This window comes from Amycolatopsis kentuckyensis, assembly GCF_002155975.1.
Lineage (GTDB): Bacteria > Actinomycetota > Actinomycetes > Mycobacteriales > Pseudonocardiaceae > Amycolatopsis > Amycolatopsis kentuckyensis.
This window is the reverse complement of the sequence record NZ_MUMI01000252.1, coordinates 1-16,521: the sequence shown is the minus strand read 5'-3', so window position 1 is coordinate 16,521 and position 16,521 is coordinate 1. Positions and strand designations below refer to the sequence as shown.

The window sequence follows — 16,521 nt, the reverse complement described above, 5'->3', positions numbered from 1 at the left end:
GAGTTCCGGGGTCAGCCAGCGGGCGATCGGCAGGTCGTCGAAGCCCACCACCGAGAGGTCGTCCGGGATGCGCAGCCCCGCGTCACGCGCCGCCTCGTACACGCCGAGTGCCTGCAGGTCGCTGCCGGCGAACACCGCCGTCGGCCGGTCCGGGAGGGTGAGCAGTGAAGCCAGTTCCCGATAGCCGGCGCGGACGTGGAAGTCGCCGCGGCGCACCAGCGCCGGGTCGAACGCCAGGCCGGCCGTCTCCAGCGCCGTGCGGTACCCGTCGATCCGGGCCCGGCTGCACAGCACCCCCTCCGGCCCGCCGATCATCGCGATCCGGCGGTGGCCCAGCTCCACGAGGTGCCGGGTGGCGGTCAGCCCGCCCTGCCAGTTCGTCGCCCCGATCGAGGGCGTCTCCGGTCCGGGCGCGCCGGCCGGGTCGACCACGACCAGCGGGATGTCCCGGGCCCGGAGCTTCGCCAGCTGCCCGCCGGTGAAGTCCGAGCACACCGAAACGATGCCGACCGGCCGCCGGGCCAGGACGCTCTCCAGCCAGCTCTGCCCCGGCGTGTGCCGGCCCGACGATTCGGCCAGCACCACCGCCATTCCGTTTTCGCGGGCGACGCACTCCACCCCGCGGATGATTTCAAGTGCCCAGGTGCTTTCGAGTTCGTGGAACATCAGTTCCAGGAGCCGGGAACGGCGGGAACGTTCGTCGGCGCGCCGCCGGTACCCGTATTTCCCGATGACCGCTTCGACGCGGGCACGGGTGCTTTCGGCGACGTCGGGGCGGCCGTTCAGCACTTTCGAAACTGTCGGAACGGAGACACCGGTCTCGGCGGCGATCCGGGCGATGGTCACCCGGGTCTCGGTCGGGTCGAGCTCGTCAGACTTCGTTGTCATGGAGGAGATTCTAGGTCATCGAAACCTGATTTGAAACGGTTGGAAAGTTTCGGAACACCATTGTCTCGCGGAGGATGAAGATGCTGGGAAGAATTCCTAAGAAACGCGTCCTTGCGGCGGTCGCCGCCGTCATGGGTATTGCCGTGTGGCAGGCGCCTGCCGCTTCGGCTTCGGTGCCGCTGCAATACACCACGAACCGTTACGTCGGCAGCGCGGTGGCGGCGGCCTACCTGGCTTCGGAAACCGATTACCGGGCGGTGCTGACGCGGGAATTCGACAATGTGACACCCGAGAACGAGATGAAGTGGGGCACGATCGAAGCGGTGCGTGGCCAGTACGACTGGTCCGGCGCCGACGCGATCGTGAAGTACGCCCGGCAGCACCACAAGACCGTCCGCGGTCACACGCTGGTCTGGCACTCCCAGCTCCCGGACTGGGTCGGCGCGCTGCCCGCCGACGAGCTCCGCCGGGTGCTGCGCGACCACATCACCACGGAAGTCAAGCGGTACAAGGGACAGATCCGCGCCTGGGACGTCGTCAACGAGATCTTCAACGAGGACGGCACCCGGCGTGACACGGTCTTCCGGCAGAAGCTCGGTGACGGCTTCGTCGCCGACGTCTTCCGCTGGGCGCACGCGGCCGACCCGCACGCGAAGCTCTACCTCAACGACTACAACATCGAAGGGATCAACCCGAAGAGCGACGCGGTGTACGACCTGGTGAAGACGCTGCGGCGGCAGGGGGTGCCGATCGACGGCGTCGGCATCCAGGGACACCTGTCGATCCAGTACGGCTTCCCGGGCCAGTACCGCGAGAACCTCGCCCGGTTCGCCAAGATCGGCGTGGAGACCGCGGTCACCGAGGCGGACGTCCGGATCCCGACCCCGGCCGACGCGGCGAAGCTCGCCACCCAGGCGAGCTACTTCGGTCAGCTGTGGGACGGCTGCCACGCCGTCCGCAAGTGCGTCGAGTTCACCACGTGGGGCTTCACGGACCGGCACTCGTGGGTCCCGGACGTCTTCCCGGGCGAAGGGGCGGCCTGCCTCTTCGACGAGAACCTGCGCCCGAAGCCGGCGTACTTCGCCCTCAACCCCTGACCGGACCGGGTCGCAGCCCGCGCGCGGCGAGCGCGGCGAGGATGCGGGGAACCGCTTCCACGGTGGCCGGGCGGCCTTCGTGCATCAGCACGACGCCGCCCGGCTGCGCGTCTCCGGCCGCGGCGACGATCTCGTCCGCGGAGCAGCCGGCCCAGTCCCGGGTGTCGACACTCCACAGCACCTCGCTGAGCCCCTGTGCCGCGACGGTTTCCGCGACGGCGGGCCCGGTGTCGCCGTAGGGCGGGCGGAACAGGACCGGGCGGGCGCCGGTGAGCTCGGCGAGGAGGTCCTGCGTGCGCCGGACCTCCTCGCCGCGGGCGACCGCGGACAGCGTGGTCAGCCGCGGGTGGGTCCAGGTGTGGTTGCCGATCGCGTGCCCGGCCGCGGCGATCGCCCGGACCAGCGAAGGGTGCGCCTCGGCGTGCTCGCCCCAGAGGAAGAACGTCGCCCGCGTGCCGTCGAGGGCGGCCAGCAGCGCCGGCGTCGTCTCCGGATACGGGCCGTCGTCGAAGGTCAGGGCGACCGTGTCCATCAGCGGGCCAGCGCGGCCAGCCGCTTCGCCGTCGGCCAGCGGACGTTCCACGCCCAGCCCAGCTTCTCGAACACCCAGATCACCCGGGCGGAGATGTCGATCTGCCCGCGCTGCGCGCCGTGGCGGGCCGAGGTCGGGTCCGCGTGGTGCGTGTTGTGCCAGGACTCGCCCATCGACAGGATGGCCAGCGGCCAGAAGTTCGCCGAGCGGTCGCGGCTGGCGAACGGGCGTTCGCCGATCATGTGGCAGACCGAGTTCACCGACCACGTCACGTGGTGCTGGAAGGAGATCCGCGCCAGGCCGGCCCACAGGAACGCGGTCAGCGCGCCCCACCACGACAGCGTGATCAGCCCGCCGAGCAGCGGCGGGAGCAGCAGGCTCAGCACCACCCAGAGCGGGAAGAGCCGGTCGACGACGCGCAGGTCGCGGTCGGCGGCGAGGTCGGGGGCGAACCGCTCGACGTTGGTCTTGTCGCGGCCGAAGAGCCAGCCCATGTGCGCGTGCCAGAACCCGCGGGCCAGCGCCACCGGCGACGTCCCGAACAGCCACGGCGAGTGCGGGTCGCCGTCGCGGTCGGAGAAGGCGTGGTGCCGGCGGTGGTCGGCGACCCAGCCGATCACCGGGCCCTGCGCCGCGAGGCCGCCGGCGATGGCCAGCGCGATCCGCAGGGCCCGCTTCGCGCGGAACGAGCCGTGGGTGAAGTAGCGGTGGTAGCCGACGGTCACCCCGAGCGTCGACACCACGAAGAACGCGCCACCGATCGTGAGGTCGAGCCAGCTGACGCCCCAGCCCCAGAACACCGGCACGGCGACGGCCAGCGCGAGGAAGGGGACCAGCAGGAACGCGCGGATGGTGATGAGCTCGGGGATCGTCTGCTTGCCGGAGAGCACCGGCTTCGGCGCCGGACGTGCGGGTTTCACCGGGGTGGAGGTGGTCATGCAATCTCGTTTCGGGTTTTCGCCGCGCCAGGCCGAGCCTCGCGGGACGCCGGGGAGCGGAAACACCCGGCGGTGAGCGGTCTGCGGGTGGCCCGGGCGCGTCACCGCTCCTGCCGGTGATCTGCCTCGAGGGCCACGGGGCGAGAGTGAGGCCGGCGGGACGCCGGCATACGGGGTGCTCTCGACTCCACCCAGGCTACCCGATCCGGGTGAGCCCGCCGTGTGACCGCACGAGTAAGGCCCCCGCCCCGGAGAGGGGCGAGGGCCTTAGGGTGCCTCGTGGCTCAGATGACGCTGACGCGCTGGGCCTGCGGGCCCTTCTGGCCCTGGCCGATTTCGAACTCCACGCGCTGACCCTCGTCGAGCGACTTGAAGCCGCTGCCCTGGATCTCGGAGTAGTGGACGAACACGTCCGGACCCCCGCCGTCCTGCGCGATGAAGCCGAAGCCCTTTTCGCCGTTGAACCACTTGACACTGCCCTGAGCCATACCAATACCTACTCTTTGTAGTGAGCCTGGACGCCCCGTTCGGACACCCGGTCTCGACCCCATCCTTCCATTGCCGGTCCGCGGAGGCCACCCCCGGTGGTCAAACTCCCCAATCGGGTCGCAGCGGCATGCTCATTCCGCCCTCGCTGTCGGTCCGGACGCCCAGGATGTGGTGCAGTTCGATCTCCCGCCGTTCGAAGGCCAGCCGGCAGGCCGCGAGGTAGAGCGCCCACACCCGGCTGCGCCCGGCACCGGCCTCGGCCACCGCCTCGTCCCAGTGTTCGTCGAGGTTGGCGCACCACCCGGCCAGCGTCGTCGCGTAGTGCTCGCGCAGGTTCTCCGAGTGCCGGACCTCCAGCCCGGCGTCGTGCATGGCCGTCATCAGCTCGCCGGGGGCCTCGAGCTCGCCGTCCGGGAAGACGTACCGGTCGATGAACCCGCGCGAGCGGTGCGCGACGCTCGTGTCCGGGTTGGTGATGCAGTGGTTGAGCAGCCGTCCGTGCGCCTTGAGCTTGCCGGCCAGGAAGCGGAAGTAGCCGGGGACGTTGCGGGCCCCGATGTGCTCGGTCAGGCCGATCGAGGAGATCGCGTCGAACCCGGTCTCGGTGACGTCCCGGTAGTCCTGGTGGCGGATCTCGGCGCGGTCGGCGATCCCCAGCGCGACGATGTTCTTCTGCGCCCACTGGGCCTGCTCGCGGGAGAGCGTGACGCCGATGGCCTCGACGCCGTAGTGGCGGACGGCGTGCGCGACCATCCCGCCCCAGCCGCAGCCGACGTCGAGCAGCCGCATGCCCGGCTTGAGGCCGAGCTTCTTGCAGACGAGGTCGAACTTGTGCGCCTGGGCCTCCTCCAGCGAGGCGCCCTCGTGCGGGAACACCGCGCACGTGTAGGCCATCGACGGGCCGAGGACCAGCTCGTAGAACCGGTTGGACACGTCGTAGTGGCTGGCGATGGCCTCGCTGTCGCGCTCCTTCGAGTGCCGCAGCGCGGTCAGCCCGCGCCGGAACCGGCTCGGGTGCTCCTCGGCCGGCGGCTTGACCAGCCGCAGGTGGCGCGGGCCGAGCTTGCGCAGCAGCCACAGCCGGTCGGCCGGGGTGAGCTGGTCCACCTGGGTGGCCAGGGCGCGCAGCGCCGTGTAGAGGTCGCCGGTGACGTCCAGCGCGCCGGCGACGTACGCGCGGGCGAGGCCGAGGTCGCCGGGGGAGGACATCAGGTAGTCCAGCGCCAGCGGGGACCGCACCTCGATGCCCACCGGCGCGTCGGCCGGGCCGCTGCGGCTGCCGTCGTAGGCGGTGATCGACACCTCGGCGCGCGGCCCGAGCAGCCGCTCGAAGACGGCGCCGACGGTGATGTTTTCCTGGGTCACGTTCGTTCCTTTCACCGGCGGCGGACGCATTTTTCGTAGAGGCCGAGCAGCCGCTCGCGCGGGTCGTAGGCGCGCTTGAGCGCCCGGTAGGCGTCGCCGTTGTAGAGCCGCCAGAACTCGTCCTCGGTGTAGAAGCTGTCCGAGTAGAGCGACTTGTGCCCGCCGAGGCGGGTCACCTCGGCTTCGATCATCCGGTTGTGCACGCCGTCGCGCTCACCCGGGTCCAGCGGCACGGACGACCAGAACCCGAAGTTGACGTACAGCTCTTCGGGGTCCAGTTCGTACAGCGGCCAGCGGACGCCGCCGGGCCGCTGGCGCAGCGGGCAGATCCAGACCGGGCTGATCGGGATCTCGCGTTCGAAGAATTCGAGGAACTCCGCGGCCCGGCCGAGCGGGACCTCGATGTCCTGCACGATCGTCTCTTCCGGAGGCAGCCGCCGGAGCTTGAGCAGCCGCTCGGCGATCCGGAACCGGCGGTCGAGCGCGACGGCCTTCCAGTACACCGAGGACCGCAGGAACCGCCGGCCGAGCAGCAGCCGGGGCAGCCGGTGCTGGACGCCGAACGCGCGCGAGCACCAGAACCAGTCGGTGTCCCAGCGCCAGAGGTAGTCCCGCACCGTGAGGTGGTCGGTCTCGCGGCGCTGGATGGAGCGGTAGTAGATGTCCAGCCAGGTGTAGTCGCTCGTGGCGGGCGCGGTGTCGGTGAACGTCGCGAGGGTCAGGTACAGCTCGTCCGGGCCGAAGACCGTGCCGTCGACGAAGTCGTGTTCGCCGCTGTCGCAGGCTTCGCGCAGGGCACCGAAGTAGGTGTCCCGGTCGTGGAAGCGGACGTGCCGGAGCTCGACGAACGGCTTGACCGGTTCCAGCAGGATCTTCAGCCGCAGCGCGTAGCCGAGGGTGCCGTAGGAGTTCGGGAAGCCGTGGAACAGGTCGCGGTGCTCGTTGTCCGGCGTGGCGACGACGATCCGGCCGTCCCCGGTGAGGATCTCGAGCTCCAGGACCGACTCGTGCGGCATGCCGTTGCGGAAGGACGAGGACTCGATGCCGAGCCCGGTCACGGCACCGCCGAGGGTGATCGTCTTCAGCTGCGGGACGACCAGCGGCATCAGCCCGTGCGGCAGGGTGGCGTCGGCGAGCTGTTCGTAGGTCACCATCCCTTCGACGTCGGCGGTGCGGGTTTCGGGGTCGACGTGCAGCACGTGGGTGAAGCCGGAGACGTCCAGCCCGGGGTGCTTCGCGGCGGCCCGGGAGCGGAACAGGTTGGAGGTCCGTTTCGCGAGCCGGACGGTCGCTTCACCGGCGATTTCGGTGAGCTGCCGTCTCAGGGCGTCGACGCGGGCTTCGTGCTCGGGGAAAGCCGGGCCCGGACGGGCTTCGGGCACCCCGGCCTGATCGATGGTCACGTCCTGATCCTGCCTCACCGGAGGCCCCGGTGGCTCGTCGGACGTCGTGAAATGACTCATTCACGTCAGTGCTTCACGACGCCGTGGCGGCTCACGCGACCGCGCGGAGCGGCGTTTGCTCCTCGAGGACCGATTCGGCCTCGGCGAGCAGGGCGTCGATCCGCCGCAGCCGGTCGGCGGTGCGCCGTTCGACGGCGGCCAGCCGGTCGGCGCGGCGGCGGGCGTCCTCGACGATCCGGCAGGCCTGCGCGCGGGCGTCGGCGGTGCGCCGCCCGGCGGCTTCGTCCGCTTCGGCGACGATCGCGGCGGCTCGCTCCCGGGCCGTCGCCACGATCTCGCCGGCCTCCGCGTGCGCCAGTCCGAGCAGGTGCCGGACGCGGTCGCCGACGGCGGCCGGGTCCGCGGGCGTGCGGCACAGCCGGTCGGCGCGGGCGCTCAGCTCGGCGTGGTCGGCGCGGGCCCGTTCGAGCTGCCGCGCGAGGTGCTCGGCCTCGGCGACGGCCGCGTCGCGGTCGGTGGTGAGCAGGCGGATTTCGGCGAGGAGCTCGTCGATCCGCTCGTCGACCTGCGCGCGGTCGTAGCCGCGGAACGTCAGCGCGAAGCTCTCGGGCAGGGGCAGCGGCGCCGTCATCGGGCCGTGGCCGGCCGGCGCAGCAGCGCGGCCAGTTCGCCGGCGTCGCCCGCCGTCCGGAGCCGCACCGGGTCGGGCCGTCCCACGGTGTGGTCGTCCTCGTGCAGGGCGGTGGCGAACCGCGCGACCCGGCGCGGCGACGGGACGACCGTGGCGCCGCCCAGGTAGCGCAGGACGATCAGGTCCTCGCCGGAGTGCGTCTCGATCGCGGCCGCCCAGCCCCGCTCCTCGTCCCACAGCAGGGCGACGTCTCGGTCGGGATAGTGCGGCAGCCGGGTGTCGAGGGCGACGTACGCCGAAAGCGGGCTGTCGTGGTCGAGGGTGCAGGACTCGAGGCCGATCCCGAGCTCGGCGGTGACGTCGCGGAGGTAGCCGAGCAGTGCGGGGACGGCGGGGTGCTGGTACCCGGTCGGGAGTTCGATCGATGCGGTCACGGGGTCTCGGAGCCTTTCTCTGTCGGGTGATTCCGTTCTAACATGTCATCGGAACGATGACAAGTGAGATGTCGCCGGATGGACGACGTCTGTAGTCCGGTTCGCCGGGATTGGGCACCGTGCGGCCGGGGTACCCGATCGGGCGACCGCGGAGGATCCCGCGGCGGACGGGGAAAGCGAGGCGGCGTTGAGCATTCTGATCGACTTCGGGCGCGACACGGAGTTCTCGTTCGAGCGGCGGTTGCGCGGGTACGTGGGGGCAGTGGCCCGGGCAGTGGGGGTGGGCCTGGAGTCGTGCACGCTCGACGCCGGCACCCCCGCGGCGGCCTACATCGCCCTCGACTGGCGCCTGTCCCGCTTCCCCGGCCACGACCTGGCCCTGGTCTGGGACGAAGTCCACGGCTGGGCGGCGGCCCTCGAAGACGCCACCGGCGCGACGGCCCTGGCCTACCTGGGCGGTGAAGTCTGCCCGGAGCCCCGCGCGGTGGTCCGGTTCCTGGCGGCGGTCCGCGCGGACGACCCGGACGCGGGCACCCTGGAGGCCCCGGTCCTGCGCGAAGCGGGCGACCACGACCGGCTGCTGACGATCTTGCCGGGCGATGCCAGACTGGGGGCATGGGGGAACTGACGGCGGAGGCCGTGGTCGACCGGATGGTGCCGCAGACGCCGCGAGTGTCGCCCGACGGCCGGTGGGTCGTGTTCGCGAGTTCGCCGACGGGACGTGCCGGGGAGTACCCGGTGAGCGGGCTGTGGGTGGGGCCCGCGGACGCGAGCGAGCCGCCCCGGGAGCTCGTGGCCGGTGCCGCGGAGGATCGGGAGCCGCGGTGGTCGCCGGATTCCGCGTGGGTCTACTTCCTTTCCGACCGCGCCGATCGCGGGACGGCGCAGCTGTACCGGGTGGGCCGGGAAGGCGGCGAGCCGGAGCAGCTGACGGACTGGGCCGCGGGGCTCGGGAACCACGTGCTGATGCCGGACGGCGATGCGGTGGTGTTCCTCGCGCCGGAAGAGAAGGCCGTGGCGGCCGATCCGCGGGTCCGGGTGGTCGGCGCCGCCGGGGCCGGGGCACCCACCTGGGACACCCTCGCCCAGCCCGATCGGCTCTGGCACCTGGACCTCCGCACCCGCGCCATCAGCGCCCTCGGCGACTTCGGCCCGCGGCACGTCGTCGAAGCCTCGGTGCGGCCGGACGGCCACACGCTCGCCGTGCTCACCTGGTCCGTCGCCGATCTGGAGCCCGGGCTCTTCGAACCCGGCCTGCATTTCGTCGACCCCGCCACCGGTGCCCGGCAGGACCTCGGCGTCCCGGCGCTGGAGGCCGGGTCGCTCACCTGGTGGCACGACGAAACCGGCTGGCACCTGGCCTACCTCGGCACCACCCCGCCCGGACCGATCGGCGGCGACGCCATCTTCGACGCCGGCGACCACCGCAACCTCACCGCCGGGATGAGCGTCTGCCCCATCGGCCTGGCCGAGTCCGGTGACGGCGCGCTGCTGGCCCTGTTCGCCGAAGGGCTCGACACGACGATCCGGCGCCTCGACCCCGCCACCGGCACCTTCACCGAACTCCACGGCGCGACCGGCAGCCTGCAGGACCTGAGCGCGGCCGGCGGCCGGATCGCCGTCGTCGCCAGCACCGCCACCGAGCCCGACGCCGTCCACTGCGGACCACCCGGCGGCCCGCTCACCCGGCTGAGCGAACCGCAGCTGAGCGACATCCGGTGGGGCACCCAGGAACGGCTGTCCTACCGCGCCGAAGACGGCCTGGAGCTCGACGGCCTCCTGATCCTCCCGCCCGGCCGGACCCGCGCCGACGGGCCCTTCCCGCTGGTCACCGTGGTCCACGGCGGCCCGAAGGACCGCTACGCCGACCAGGCCCAGGTCGGCTGGTTCCGCTACGGCCAGTGGCTGGCCGCGGCCGGGTTCGCGGTGTTCCTCCCGAACCCGCGCGGCGGCCTCGGCCACGGTCACGCGTTCGCGGTGAGCGTCGCCGGGGACGTCGGCGGCCCGGAGTTCACCGACCTGCTCACCGGGATCGACCTGCTGGTCGAGGCGGGCGTCGCCGACGGGAACCGGCTCGGGATCGGCGGCGGGAGCCACGGCGGGTTCATGGCCGCCTGGGCCGTCACCCAGACGGACCGCTTCAAAGCAGCCGTCGTGACCGCCGGCGTGATCGACTGGCCCCTGCTCGCCGCGACCGGGGAGTGGGGCCGGTTCGACCGCGCCCTCGGCGGCCGGGACAACAGCCCGATCACCCACGCGGACCGGATCGCCACCCCGGTGCTCATCCTCCACGGCGAGGACGACACGAACGTCCCTCTTTCGCAGGCCGAACTCCTGCACCACGCCCTCGGCGACCGGCCGCACGAGTTCGTCGTCTACCCGCGCGAGGGCCACTCGATCCGCGAACGCGGCCACCAGCTCGACATCCTGCGCCGCACCCGCGCCTGGTTCTCAGACCTGCTCGCCTAGCTTGTACTCCGCCCCGCCGGTGCAGGAGAACCCGTCCGCGCCGACGGTGACGTCGGCTTCGCGCGGCTCGGACCGGGCGAGCACCGGCTGCACCGAACCGTCGAGGTCCAGCACGACCGACGCGTCGGTGTACCAGCTCGGCACCACCGGGTTGCCCCACCAGTCGCGGCGCTGGCTGTCGTGGACGTCCCAGGTGATCACCGGGTTGTCGGGGTCGCCGGTGTAGTAGTCGTGGGTGTAGACCTCGATGCGGTGCCCGTCGGGGTCGCGGACGTAGAGGTAGAACGCGTTCGAGACGCCGTGCCGGCCGGGGCCGCGCTCGATCGTGCCCGGCTTGCGCAGCGCGCCGAGGTGGTCGCAGATGTGCAGGATCTGGTGCCGCTCGTGCGCGGCGAACGCGATGTGGTGCAGCCGCGGGCCGTCACCGCCGGTCAGGGCGACGTCGTGGACCGTCGGCTTGCGGAACATCCACGCCGCGTACACCGTGCCCGCCGCGTCCCGGATGTCCTCCGAGACGCGGAAACCCAGGCCCTCGTAGTACTTCCGGGCCGCCGGGACGTCCGGGGTGTCCAGGTTGAAGTGGTCCAATCGCGACAGTGCCGCGGCGCCGTGGACGTCGTAGCGCTGGGTGAACCGCTCGACGTGCTCGGCCTCGTGGAAGAACTCCACCGGGAAGCCCAGCGGGTCCAGCACCCGCACGGCCTCGCCGATCCCGCGCGTGGCCCCCGCCGCCCGCCGCTCGACCCGGCAGCCGAGCGCGCGGTGGTACGCCTCGGCCAGGTCGAGGTCGGCGGAACTCCGCACCCGGTAGGCCAGCACGCCCAGCGCCGGCGTGGACCCCTTGCGCAGCACCAGTGAGTGGTGCAGGTACTCCTCGAACGCCCGGAGGTACACCGCGCCGTCGTCTTCGTGCGTGACGACGAGCCCGAGCACGCCGGCGTAGAACGCCCGCGACGCGGCCAGGTCGGTGACGACGAGTTCGGCGTACGCGCAGCGGAGGACGTCCGGCGGGGTGGCGGTCATGACTGTCCTTTCCGGACGGCGCCGAAGCGGGCCGGGTGGACGGGCCCGAGGGAGACGTGGACGGCCTGCTGGTCGGTGTAGAAGTCGAGCGAGCGGTAGCCGCCTTCGTGGCCCAGCCCGGACGCCTTGACCCCGCCGAACGGCGTGCGCAGGTCGCGGACGTTGTGCGAGTTCAGCCAGACCATCCCGGCCTCGATCGAGTGCGCGAAGGTGTGCGCCCGCTCCAGATCGGCTGTCCACAGGTAGGCCGCCAGCCCGTACTCGACGTCGTTCGCCAAGGCCAGCGCTTCGGCTTCGGTGTCGAACGGCGTCAGCGCGACGACCGGCCCGAAGATCTCCTCCTGGAAGATCCGCGCGGTGGCGGGGACATCGGCGAACACCGTCGGCGCCACGTAGTTCCCGCTGTCCAGCCCGGGCGGACGGCCGCCGCCGGCGAGCAGGCGGCCTTCGGACCTGCCCAGCTCGACGTACCGCATCACCTTGTCGTAGTGCTCGGGGTGCACCAGCGTGCCGACCTCGGTGGCCGGGTCGTGCGGATCCCCGACGACGATGTCGGCCGCCCGCGCGGCGTACCGGGCGCAGAACTCGGCGTAGACCGGCCGCTCGACGAGGATCCGGCTGCCCGCGGTGCAGCGTTCGCCGTTGAGCGAGAACACCCCGAACAGCGTCGAATCGATCGCGGCGTCGAGGTCGGCGTCGGCGAAGACGATCGCCGGGGACTTGCCGCCCAGCTCCATCGACATGCCCTTGAGGTGCGCCGCGCAGTTGCGGTAGATCGTCCGCCCGGTCGTGGTCTCGCCGGTGAACGAGATCAGCGGCACGTCCGGGTGCTTGACCAGCGCGTCGCCCGCCTCCTCCCCGAAGCCGTTGACCAGGTTGAACACGCCGTCGGGCAGCCCGGCGGCGGCGAAGATCCCCGCCCAGAGGCCGGCCGACAGCGGGGTGAACTCGGCCGGCTTGAGCACCACCGTGCAGCCCGCCGCCAGCGCGGGGGCGAGCTTCCAGCTCTCCAGCATGAACGGCGTGTTCCACGGCGTGATCAGCCCGGCGACCCCGACCGGCTTGCGGTGCACGTAGTTCACCTGCCGGCCCGGCACCTGGTAGGTGTCGTCGGCCTGGGCCACGACGAGGTCGGCGAAGAACCGGAAGTTCTCGGCCGCGCGCTGCGCCTGCCCGAGCGCCTGGGTGATCGGCAGGCCGGTGTCGAACGTCTCCAGCTCGGCCAGCCGCGCGTCCTGGGCCTCGACGGCGTCGGCGATCCGGTTCAGGATCCGCGCCCGCGCCCGCGGCAGCATCCGCGGCCACGGCCCGTCGGTGAACGCCTTCCGCGCTGCCGCGACGGCGCGGTCGACGTCCTCGGCCCGGCCCGCCGCGGCGGTCGCGTAGGGCGTGTTCGAGACCGGGTCGAGCACGTCGAACGTCCCGCCCGAGATGCTGTCGACGAGCGCGCCGCCGATGTAGTGCTTCAGCTCGCCCGGCAGCCCGTCCGGGACGTGGTGGGTCATGCCTTTCCTCCCAGGGTGAAGCCTTCGACCGGGCTGAGGTAGCGGGCGCCTTCGGCCATCAGGTCCCTGATCCGGGCGAGACCGGCCTCGCCCGGCGGGATCAGCGGCGGCCGCACGTGCCCGGACGCGATCAGCCCGCGCTGTTCGAGCACCCACTTCCCGGGCGCCGGGTTGGTCTCGACGAACAGCAGGTCGACCAGGGGGTGCAGGCCGTAGTGGAGCTCCCGGGCCCGTTCGTGGTCGCCGGACTGCCACGCGGTGTACATCTCCGCGCACGCGGCCGGCGCGATGTTCGCCGTCGCGCTGACGAACCCGGCCCCGCCGAGGGCCAGCAGTGGCAGGCAGAGCAGTTCGATCCCGGACCACACCAGCAGTTCCCGCCCGCACCGGTGCAGCACGCGGGAGAAGTGCTCGAAGTCCTTCGTCGTCTCCTTGATCCCGACGAAGTTGTCGCACGAGCGGTACAGTCGCGCGACGGTCTCCGGCGCGAGGTCGACCGCGGTCCGGCTCGGCACGTTGTAGGCGACGATCGGCAGGTCGGGGAACTCCCGGCAGACCGTCCGGTACCAGACGAACAGCGCGTCCTGGGTCGGCCGGGCGTAGTACGGCGTGATGACGAGCGCGGCGTCGATGCCGGCGTCCCGCGCCAGGGCGGTCAGTTCCAAGGTCTCGTCGAGCTTCGCCGAACCCGTGCCGGGGAGGAACGGGACGCGCTCGCCGACCGCGGCGGCCACCGTCCGGATCGCCGCGGCGCGTTCGGCGACCGTCTGCGAGCCGGGTTCGCCGGTGGAGCCGCCGATCGAGATGCCGTGCGAGCCCGAAGCCAGCTGCCAGCGCACGAGGTTCTCGAGGCCGGCGTGGTCCACCGCGCCGTCGGCGGTGAACGGCGTCATCAGCGGCGCGATCGACCCGCGGATGGCCTGGGGGTCGGAGCGGAAGCGCATGGGTTTCCCTTCCTGCGGCGGGGCCGGTCACCGTTTTGCGAGCCATGCGGCGTACCGCCCGCGCCAGTGCCCGTCCATCGGGTAGAGGCCCTCGACCCGCTCACCGGCGGCGACCTGCTCGGCGATGAACGTCTCCCGCAGCTCCTGCTCGATCGCCGCGTCGACGACCTCCTCGACCAGCTCCGGCGGGATGACCAGGACGCCGTCGGCGTCGCCCGCGATGACGTCGCCGGGGCACACCGCGGCGCCGCCGCAGGCGATCGCGACGTCGACGTCCCACGGCACGTGCCGCCGGCCGAGCACCGCCGGGTGCGGCCCGGCGTGGTAGGCGGGAATGTCCAAAGCGGACACCGCGGCGAGGTCGCGGACCCCGCCGTCGGTGACGATCCCGGCGGCGCCGCGCACCTGCGCCCGCAGCGCGAGGATGTCGCCGATCGTGCCGGCCCCGCGTTCGCCGCGGGCTTCCACGACGAGGACGTCGCCGGGCCCGAGCGAGTCGATCGCGCGTTTCTGGGCGTTGTAGCCACCTCCGCGGGACCTGAACAGGTCCTCGCGGTACGGCAGGTACCGCAGGGTCCGCGCGCGACCGGTCAGCCGGGTACCCGGCCGGGTCGGGGTGAGCCCGTCGATCGACACCGCGTCGTACCCGCGTTGGCGCAGCTGGGCGGACAGTGTCGCGGTGCCGACGGACTCGATCCGCGCTTTCCGGGACGCGGTCAGCTCGAACGCCGGCCCGGTCGTCCCGTAGGCGTCCGCGCGCTGCTCCTCGTCGACCCGGGGGAGCGCGCCGAACGGTCCGAACGGGACGGTCCCCTCGGCGATCGTCGTGACGAGCCGGCCGGTCGTCTGCCCGGCGGTGTCGACTTCGACCTCGACGACGTCGCCGGGGACGGCGACCGAGGCGCCCGCGGGCGTGCCGGTCAGGACGACGTCGCCGGGTTCGAGGGTGATCAGCTGCGAGAGGTCGGCGACCAGCCGCCCGAAGCCGAAGAGCAGGTCGCCGGTGGTGTCCTCCTGGACGAGTTCGCCGTTGAGCCACGTCCGCAGGCGCAGCGCGGCCGGGTCGACGCCGGCGGCGGGCAGGACCGCCGGGCCCAGCGGGGTGAAGCCGTCGCCGCCCTTGGACCGCAGGTTGCTGCCCTTGTCGGCGTACCGCAGGTCGTAGACGCCGAAGTCGTTGGCCGCGGTGACGCCCGCGACGTACGACCAGCCTTCGCCGGGCGTGACCCGGCGGGCGGCGCGGCCGATGACCAGCGCGATCTCGCCTTCGAAGCCCAGCAGCTCGGTCCCCGCCGGGCGCTCGAGCACGGCGCCGCTCGCCGCGACGGACGTCGGCGGCTTGAGGAAGTACGACGGCTGTTCCGGCACCCGGCCACGCTGGGCGGCGCGGGAGCGGTAGTTGAGGTGGAGCGCGATGATCTTGCCGGGCCGCTGCGGGAGGGTCGTCATCGGTCGTCCTGCCTGCCGGTGCGGGGAAGGTATCTTAAATAATATACGATCTGCGGCGCGGGGAAACCCCCTTCGTCCCGGTGTCCTCCTCGGCCGGGGGAGAACCCGGCGGAGTGTGAAGGCCGGGCCGATCGGGCATCCGGTCGGCATGACCAGAACCCGCGTCTACCGCGACGGCACGCTGCAGAAGGAAGACTTCCCCGTCGAGGACGTGTCGGAATTCCTGGCCGAACCGGGGACCACGGTGTGGGTGGACCTGTGCGCGCCGACCGAAGCGGATCTGGCCGAGCTGGCCGCCGAACTGGGGCTGCACCGGCTCGCCGTCGAGGATGCGGTTTCCGAACACCAGCGGCCGAAGCTCGACCGTTACGACGGCCACGCCTTCCTGGCGGCCTACGCGGTCCGGTTCGACGCGGGGACCGGCGACGTCACCGCCGCCGAGCTCGGCGCCTTCGTCACGCCGCGGGCGCTGGTGACCGTGCGCAAGGACGACGGCTTCGACATCGAGCCGGTGGTGCGCGCCTGGGACCGGGCGCCGGAGCTGGCGAAGTCCGGCGTCCCGTTCCTGCTGCACGGCCTGCTCGACCACGTCGTCGACGGGCAGTACGAGGCGGTGCAGGCGCTCGACGACGAGGTCGAAGCCCTGGAGGACCTGGTCTTCGAGGAGCGCCCGGACGCGTCGGAGCTGCAGCGCCGCTCGTTCCGGCTGCGCAAGAGCCTCACCGCGCTGCGCCGGGTGGTGCTGCCGATGCGCGAGGTGATCGGTTCCGTGATGCGGCCGGACCTGGAGCTGGCCGACGAGCTGACCCGGCCGTACTTCGAGGACGTCCACGACCACGCTCGCCAGGCCGCCGAGCAGACGGAAGCGCTGCGCGAGCTGATCGCGACGGTCCGGGAGACCCAGCTGAACCTGCAGGGCAACCGGTTGAACCTGATCATGAAGAAGGTCACCGGCTGGGCCGCGGTGATCGCGGTGCCGACGGCGGTGACCGGCTTCTACGGCCAGAACGTGCCCTACCCGGGCAACGGCGCCCCGAGCGGCTTCTGGACGTCGACGATCGCCCTGCTGGTGCTTTCGGTCGGGTTGTACGCGATGTTCAAGCGCAAGGACTGGCTCTGATTCGTTCCACAGTGGAGTGTCCACACCGGACACTGAATCCGGACGCGGCGAAGCGCGGCGACGGCGGCTGCGCACACGTCACCGGACCCCGGCACGGCGTTCAGCCGAACGGGTCAACGCGGCCGGATGGCCTGGGGGAGAAGGAAAGGCTTTCGAGCACCGCCTGGGGAGCGCGCGTGGACACGGGCGTGGCTGGTTGCTCAACCGTTGCCCTTCAGCATAGTGCAGCTGCAC

General features: G+C 72.1%; 16 protein-coding genes. 4 read left to right on the top strand and 12 right to left on the bottom strand.

Annotation, left to right across the window (positions count from 1 at the left end; translation table 11 throughout):
* On the bottom strand, positions 1 to 888 hold an 888-nt coding region (locus tag CCN39_RS24130), incomplete at its 3' end, for a LacI family DNA-binding transcriptional regulator (RefSeq protein WP_086845574.1).
* Positions 889 to 1,019: 131 nt separating this feature from the next.
* On the opposite strand from CCN39_RS24130, the gene CCN39_RS24125 reads away from it, so the two are divergent.
* Positions 1,020 to 1,985 (top strand): endo-1,4-beta-xylanase, encoded by a 966-nt coding sequence (locus CCN39_RS24125; RefSeq protein ID WP_244210976.1) that lies wholly within the window; start codon positions 1,020 to 1,022, stop codon positions 1,983 to 1,985.
* On the opposite strand, the gene CCN39_RS24120 is transcribed toward CCN39_RS24125, so the two are convergent.
* The 7 genes from CCN39_RS24120 to CCN39_RS24090 form a co-directional block, all read right to left on the bottom strand.
* Entirely contained in the window at positions 1,975 to 2,517 is a 543-nt protein-coding gene (locus tag CCN39_RS24120) for a polysaccharide deacetylase family protein (RefSeq protein ID WP_086845578.1), read from the bottom strand. The two genes, CCN39_RS24125 and CCN39_RS24120, sit on opposite strands and share 11 nt — an antisense overlap.
* A complete protein-coding gene (locus CCN39_RS24115) occupies positions 2,517 to 3,455 on the bottom strand; it encodes an acyl-CoA desaturase (RefSeq protein ID WP_086845570.1) in 939 nt (312 codons plus the stop codon). Before CCN39_RS24115 ends, CCN39_RS24120 begins: the two co-directional genes overlap by 1 nt.
* Before the next feature lie 284 nt (positions 3,456 to 3,739).
* Complete coding sequence (locus CCN39_RS24110) at positions 3,740 to 3,943, bottom strand: cold-shock protein (RefSeq protein WP_004558414.1); 204 nt, start codon at positions 3,941 to 3,943, stop codon at positions 3,740 to 3,742.
* Positions 3,944 to 4,043: 100 nt separating this feature from the next.
* Positions 4,044 to 5,339 (bottom strand): class I SAM-dependent methyltransferase, encoded by a 1,296-nt coding sequence (locus CCN39_RS24105; RefSeq protein WP_208630345.1) that lies wholly within the window; start codon positions 5,337 to 5,339, stop codon positions 4,044 to 4,046.
* Positions 5,321 to 6,712 carry an FAD-binding oxidoreductase gene (locus CCN39_RS24100; protein WP_086845566.1) on the bottom strand — a complete coding sequence of 464 codons (1,392 nt, stop codon included), beginning with the start codon at positions 6,710 to 6,712 and terminating at the stop codon, positions 5,321 to 5,323. The genes CCN39_RS24105 and CCN39_RS24100 overlap by 19 nt, the downstream gene beginning before the upstream one ends.
* 91 nt (positions 6,713 to 6,803) lie before the next feature.
* A complete protein-coding gene (locus CCN39_RS24095; RefSeq protein ID WP_086845564.1) occupies positions 6,804 to 7,343 on the bottom strand; it encodes a DivIVA domain-containing protein in 540 nt (179 codons plus the stop codon).
* A complete protein-coding gene (locus tag CCN39_RS24090; protein ID WP_086845562.1) occupies positions 7,340 to 7,777 on the bottom strand; it encodes a DUF6292 family protein in 438 nt (145 codons plus the stop codon). The genes CCN39_RS24095 and CCN39_RS24090 overlap by 4 nt, the downstream gene beginning before the upstream one ends.
* A 187-nt stretch (positions 7,778 to 7,964) precedes the next feature.
* On the opposite strand from CCN39_RS24090, the gene CCN39_RS24085 reads away from it, so the two are divergent.
* A complete protein-coding gene (locus CCN39_RS24085; protein WP_086845560.1) occupies positions 7,965 to 8,405 on the top strand; it encodes a DUF6292 family protein in 441 nt (146 codons plus the stop codon).
* Positions 8,393 to 10,246: a S9 family peptidase gene (locus CCN39_RS24080; RefSeq protein ID WP_086845558.1), complete on the top strand. Its 1,854-nt coding sequence runs from the start codon at positions 8,393 to 8,395 to the stop codon at positions 10,244 to 10,246. The genes CCN39_RS24085 and CCN39_RS24080 overlap by 13 nt, the downstream gene beginning before the upstream one ends.
* Here the strand turns inward: CCN39_RS24080 and hpaD are convergent.
* The 4 genes from hpaD to CCN39_RS24060 are packed head-to-tail and all read right to left on the bottom strand — an operon-like array spanning position 10,229 to position 15,167.
* A complete protein-coding gene (gene hpaD / locus CCN39_RS24075) occupies positions 10,229 to 11,269 on the bottom strand; it encodes a 3,4-dihydroxyphenylacetate 2,3-dioxygenase (RefSeq protein ID WP_086845556.1) in 1,041 nt (346 codons plus the stop codon). The two genes, CCN39_RS24080 and hpaD, sit on opposite strands and share 18 nt — an antisense overlap.
* On the bottom strand, positions 11,266 to 12,774 hold the full coding sequence (gene hpaE, locus CCN39_RS24070) for a 5-carboxymethyl-2-hydroxymuconate semialdehyde dehydrogenase (RefSeq protein ID WP_086845554.1): 1,509 nt from the start codon (positions 12,772 to 12,774) through the stop codon (positions 11,266 to 11,268). The genes hpaD and hpaE overlap by 4 nt, the downstream gene beginning before the upstream one ends.
* Positions 12,771 to 13,718 carry a 4-hydroxy-tetrahydrodipicolinate synthase gene (gene dapA, locus CCN39_RS24065; RefSeq protein WP_086845552.1) on the bottom strand — a complete coding sequence of 316 codons (948 nt, stop codon included), beginning with the start codon at positions 13,716 to 13,718 and terminating at the stop codon, positions 12,771 to 12,773. Before dapA ends, hpaE begins: the two co-directional genes overlap by 4 nt.
* A 27-nt stretch (positions 13,719 to 13,745) precedes the next feature.
* Positions 13,746 to 15,167, bottom strand: a complete 1,422-nt coding sequence (locus CCN39_RS24060; RefSeq protein WP_086845550.1) for a fumarylacetoacetate hydrolase family protein — start codon at positions 15,165 to 15,167, stop codon at positions 13,746 to 13,748.
* Between the two features lie 148 nt (positions 15,168 to 15,315).
* Between CCN39_RS24060 and CCN39_RS24055 the strand changes: the two genes are divergently transcribed.
* Entirely contained in the window at positions 15,316 to 16,287 is a 972-nt protein-coding gene (locus CCN39_RS24055) for a magnesium transporter CorA family protein (RefSeq protein ID WP_086845576.1), read from the top strand.
* Positions 16,288 to 16,521: the final 234 nt, after the last annotated feature.

Excerpts from the sequence above, each read along its gene's own strand:
- CCN39_RS24125 (WP_244210976.1), top strand. The coding sequence starts at position 1,020 with ATGGGTATTGCCGTGTGGCAGGCGCCTGCCGCTTCGGCTTCGGTGCCG.
- CCN39_RS24120 (WP_086845578.1), bottom strand. The coding sequence starts at position 2,517 with ATGGACACGGTCGCCCTGACCTTCGACGACGGCCCGTATCCGGAGACG.
- CCN39_RS24115 (WP_086845570.1), bottom strand. The coding sequence starts at position 3,455 with ATGACCACCTCCACCCCGGTGAAACCCGCACGTCCGGCGCCGAAGCCG.
- CCN39_RS24110 (WP_004558414.1), bottom strand. The coding sequence starts at position 3,943 with ATGGCTCAGGGCAGTGTCAAGTGGTTCAACGGCGAAAAGGGCTTCGGC.
- CCN39_RS24105 (WP_208630345.1), bottom strand. The coding sequence starts at position 5,339 with ATGCGTCCGCCGCCGGTGAAAGGAACGAACGTGACCCAGGAAAACATC.
- CCN39_RS24095 (WP_086845564.1), bottom strand. The coding sequence starts at position 7,343 with ATGACGGCGCCGCTGCCCCTGCCCGAGAGCTTCGCGCTGACGTTCCGC.
- CCN39_RS24080 (WP_086845558.1), top strand. The coding sequence starts at position 8,393 with ATGGGGGAACTGACGGCGGAGGCCGTGGTCGACCGGATGGTGCCGCAG.
- hpaD (WP_086845556.1), bottom strand. The coding sequence starts at position 11,269 with ATGACCGCCACCCCGCCGGACGTCCTCCGCTGCGCGTACGCCGAACTC.
- hpaE (WP_086845554.1), bottom strand. The coding sequence starts at position 12,774 with ATGACCCACCACGTCCCGGACGGGCTGCCGGGCGAGCTGAAGCACTAC.
- dapA (WP_086845552.1), bottom strand. The coding sequence starts at position 13,718 with ATGCGCTTCCGCTCCGACCCCCAGGCCATCCGCGGGTCGATCGCGCCG.
- CCN39_RS24060 (WP_086845550.1), bottom strand. The coding sequence starts at position 15,167 with ATGACGACCCTCCCGCAGCGGCCCGGCAAGATCATCGCGCTCCACCTC.
- CCN39_RS24055 (WP_086845576.1), top strand. The coding sequence starts at position 15,316 with ATGACCAGAACCCGCGTCTACCGCGACGGCACGCTGCAGAAGGAAGAC.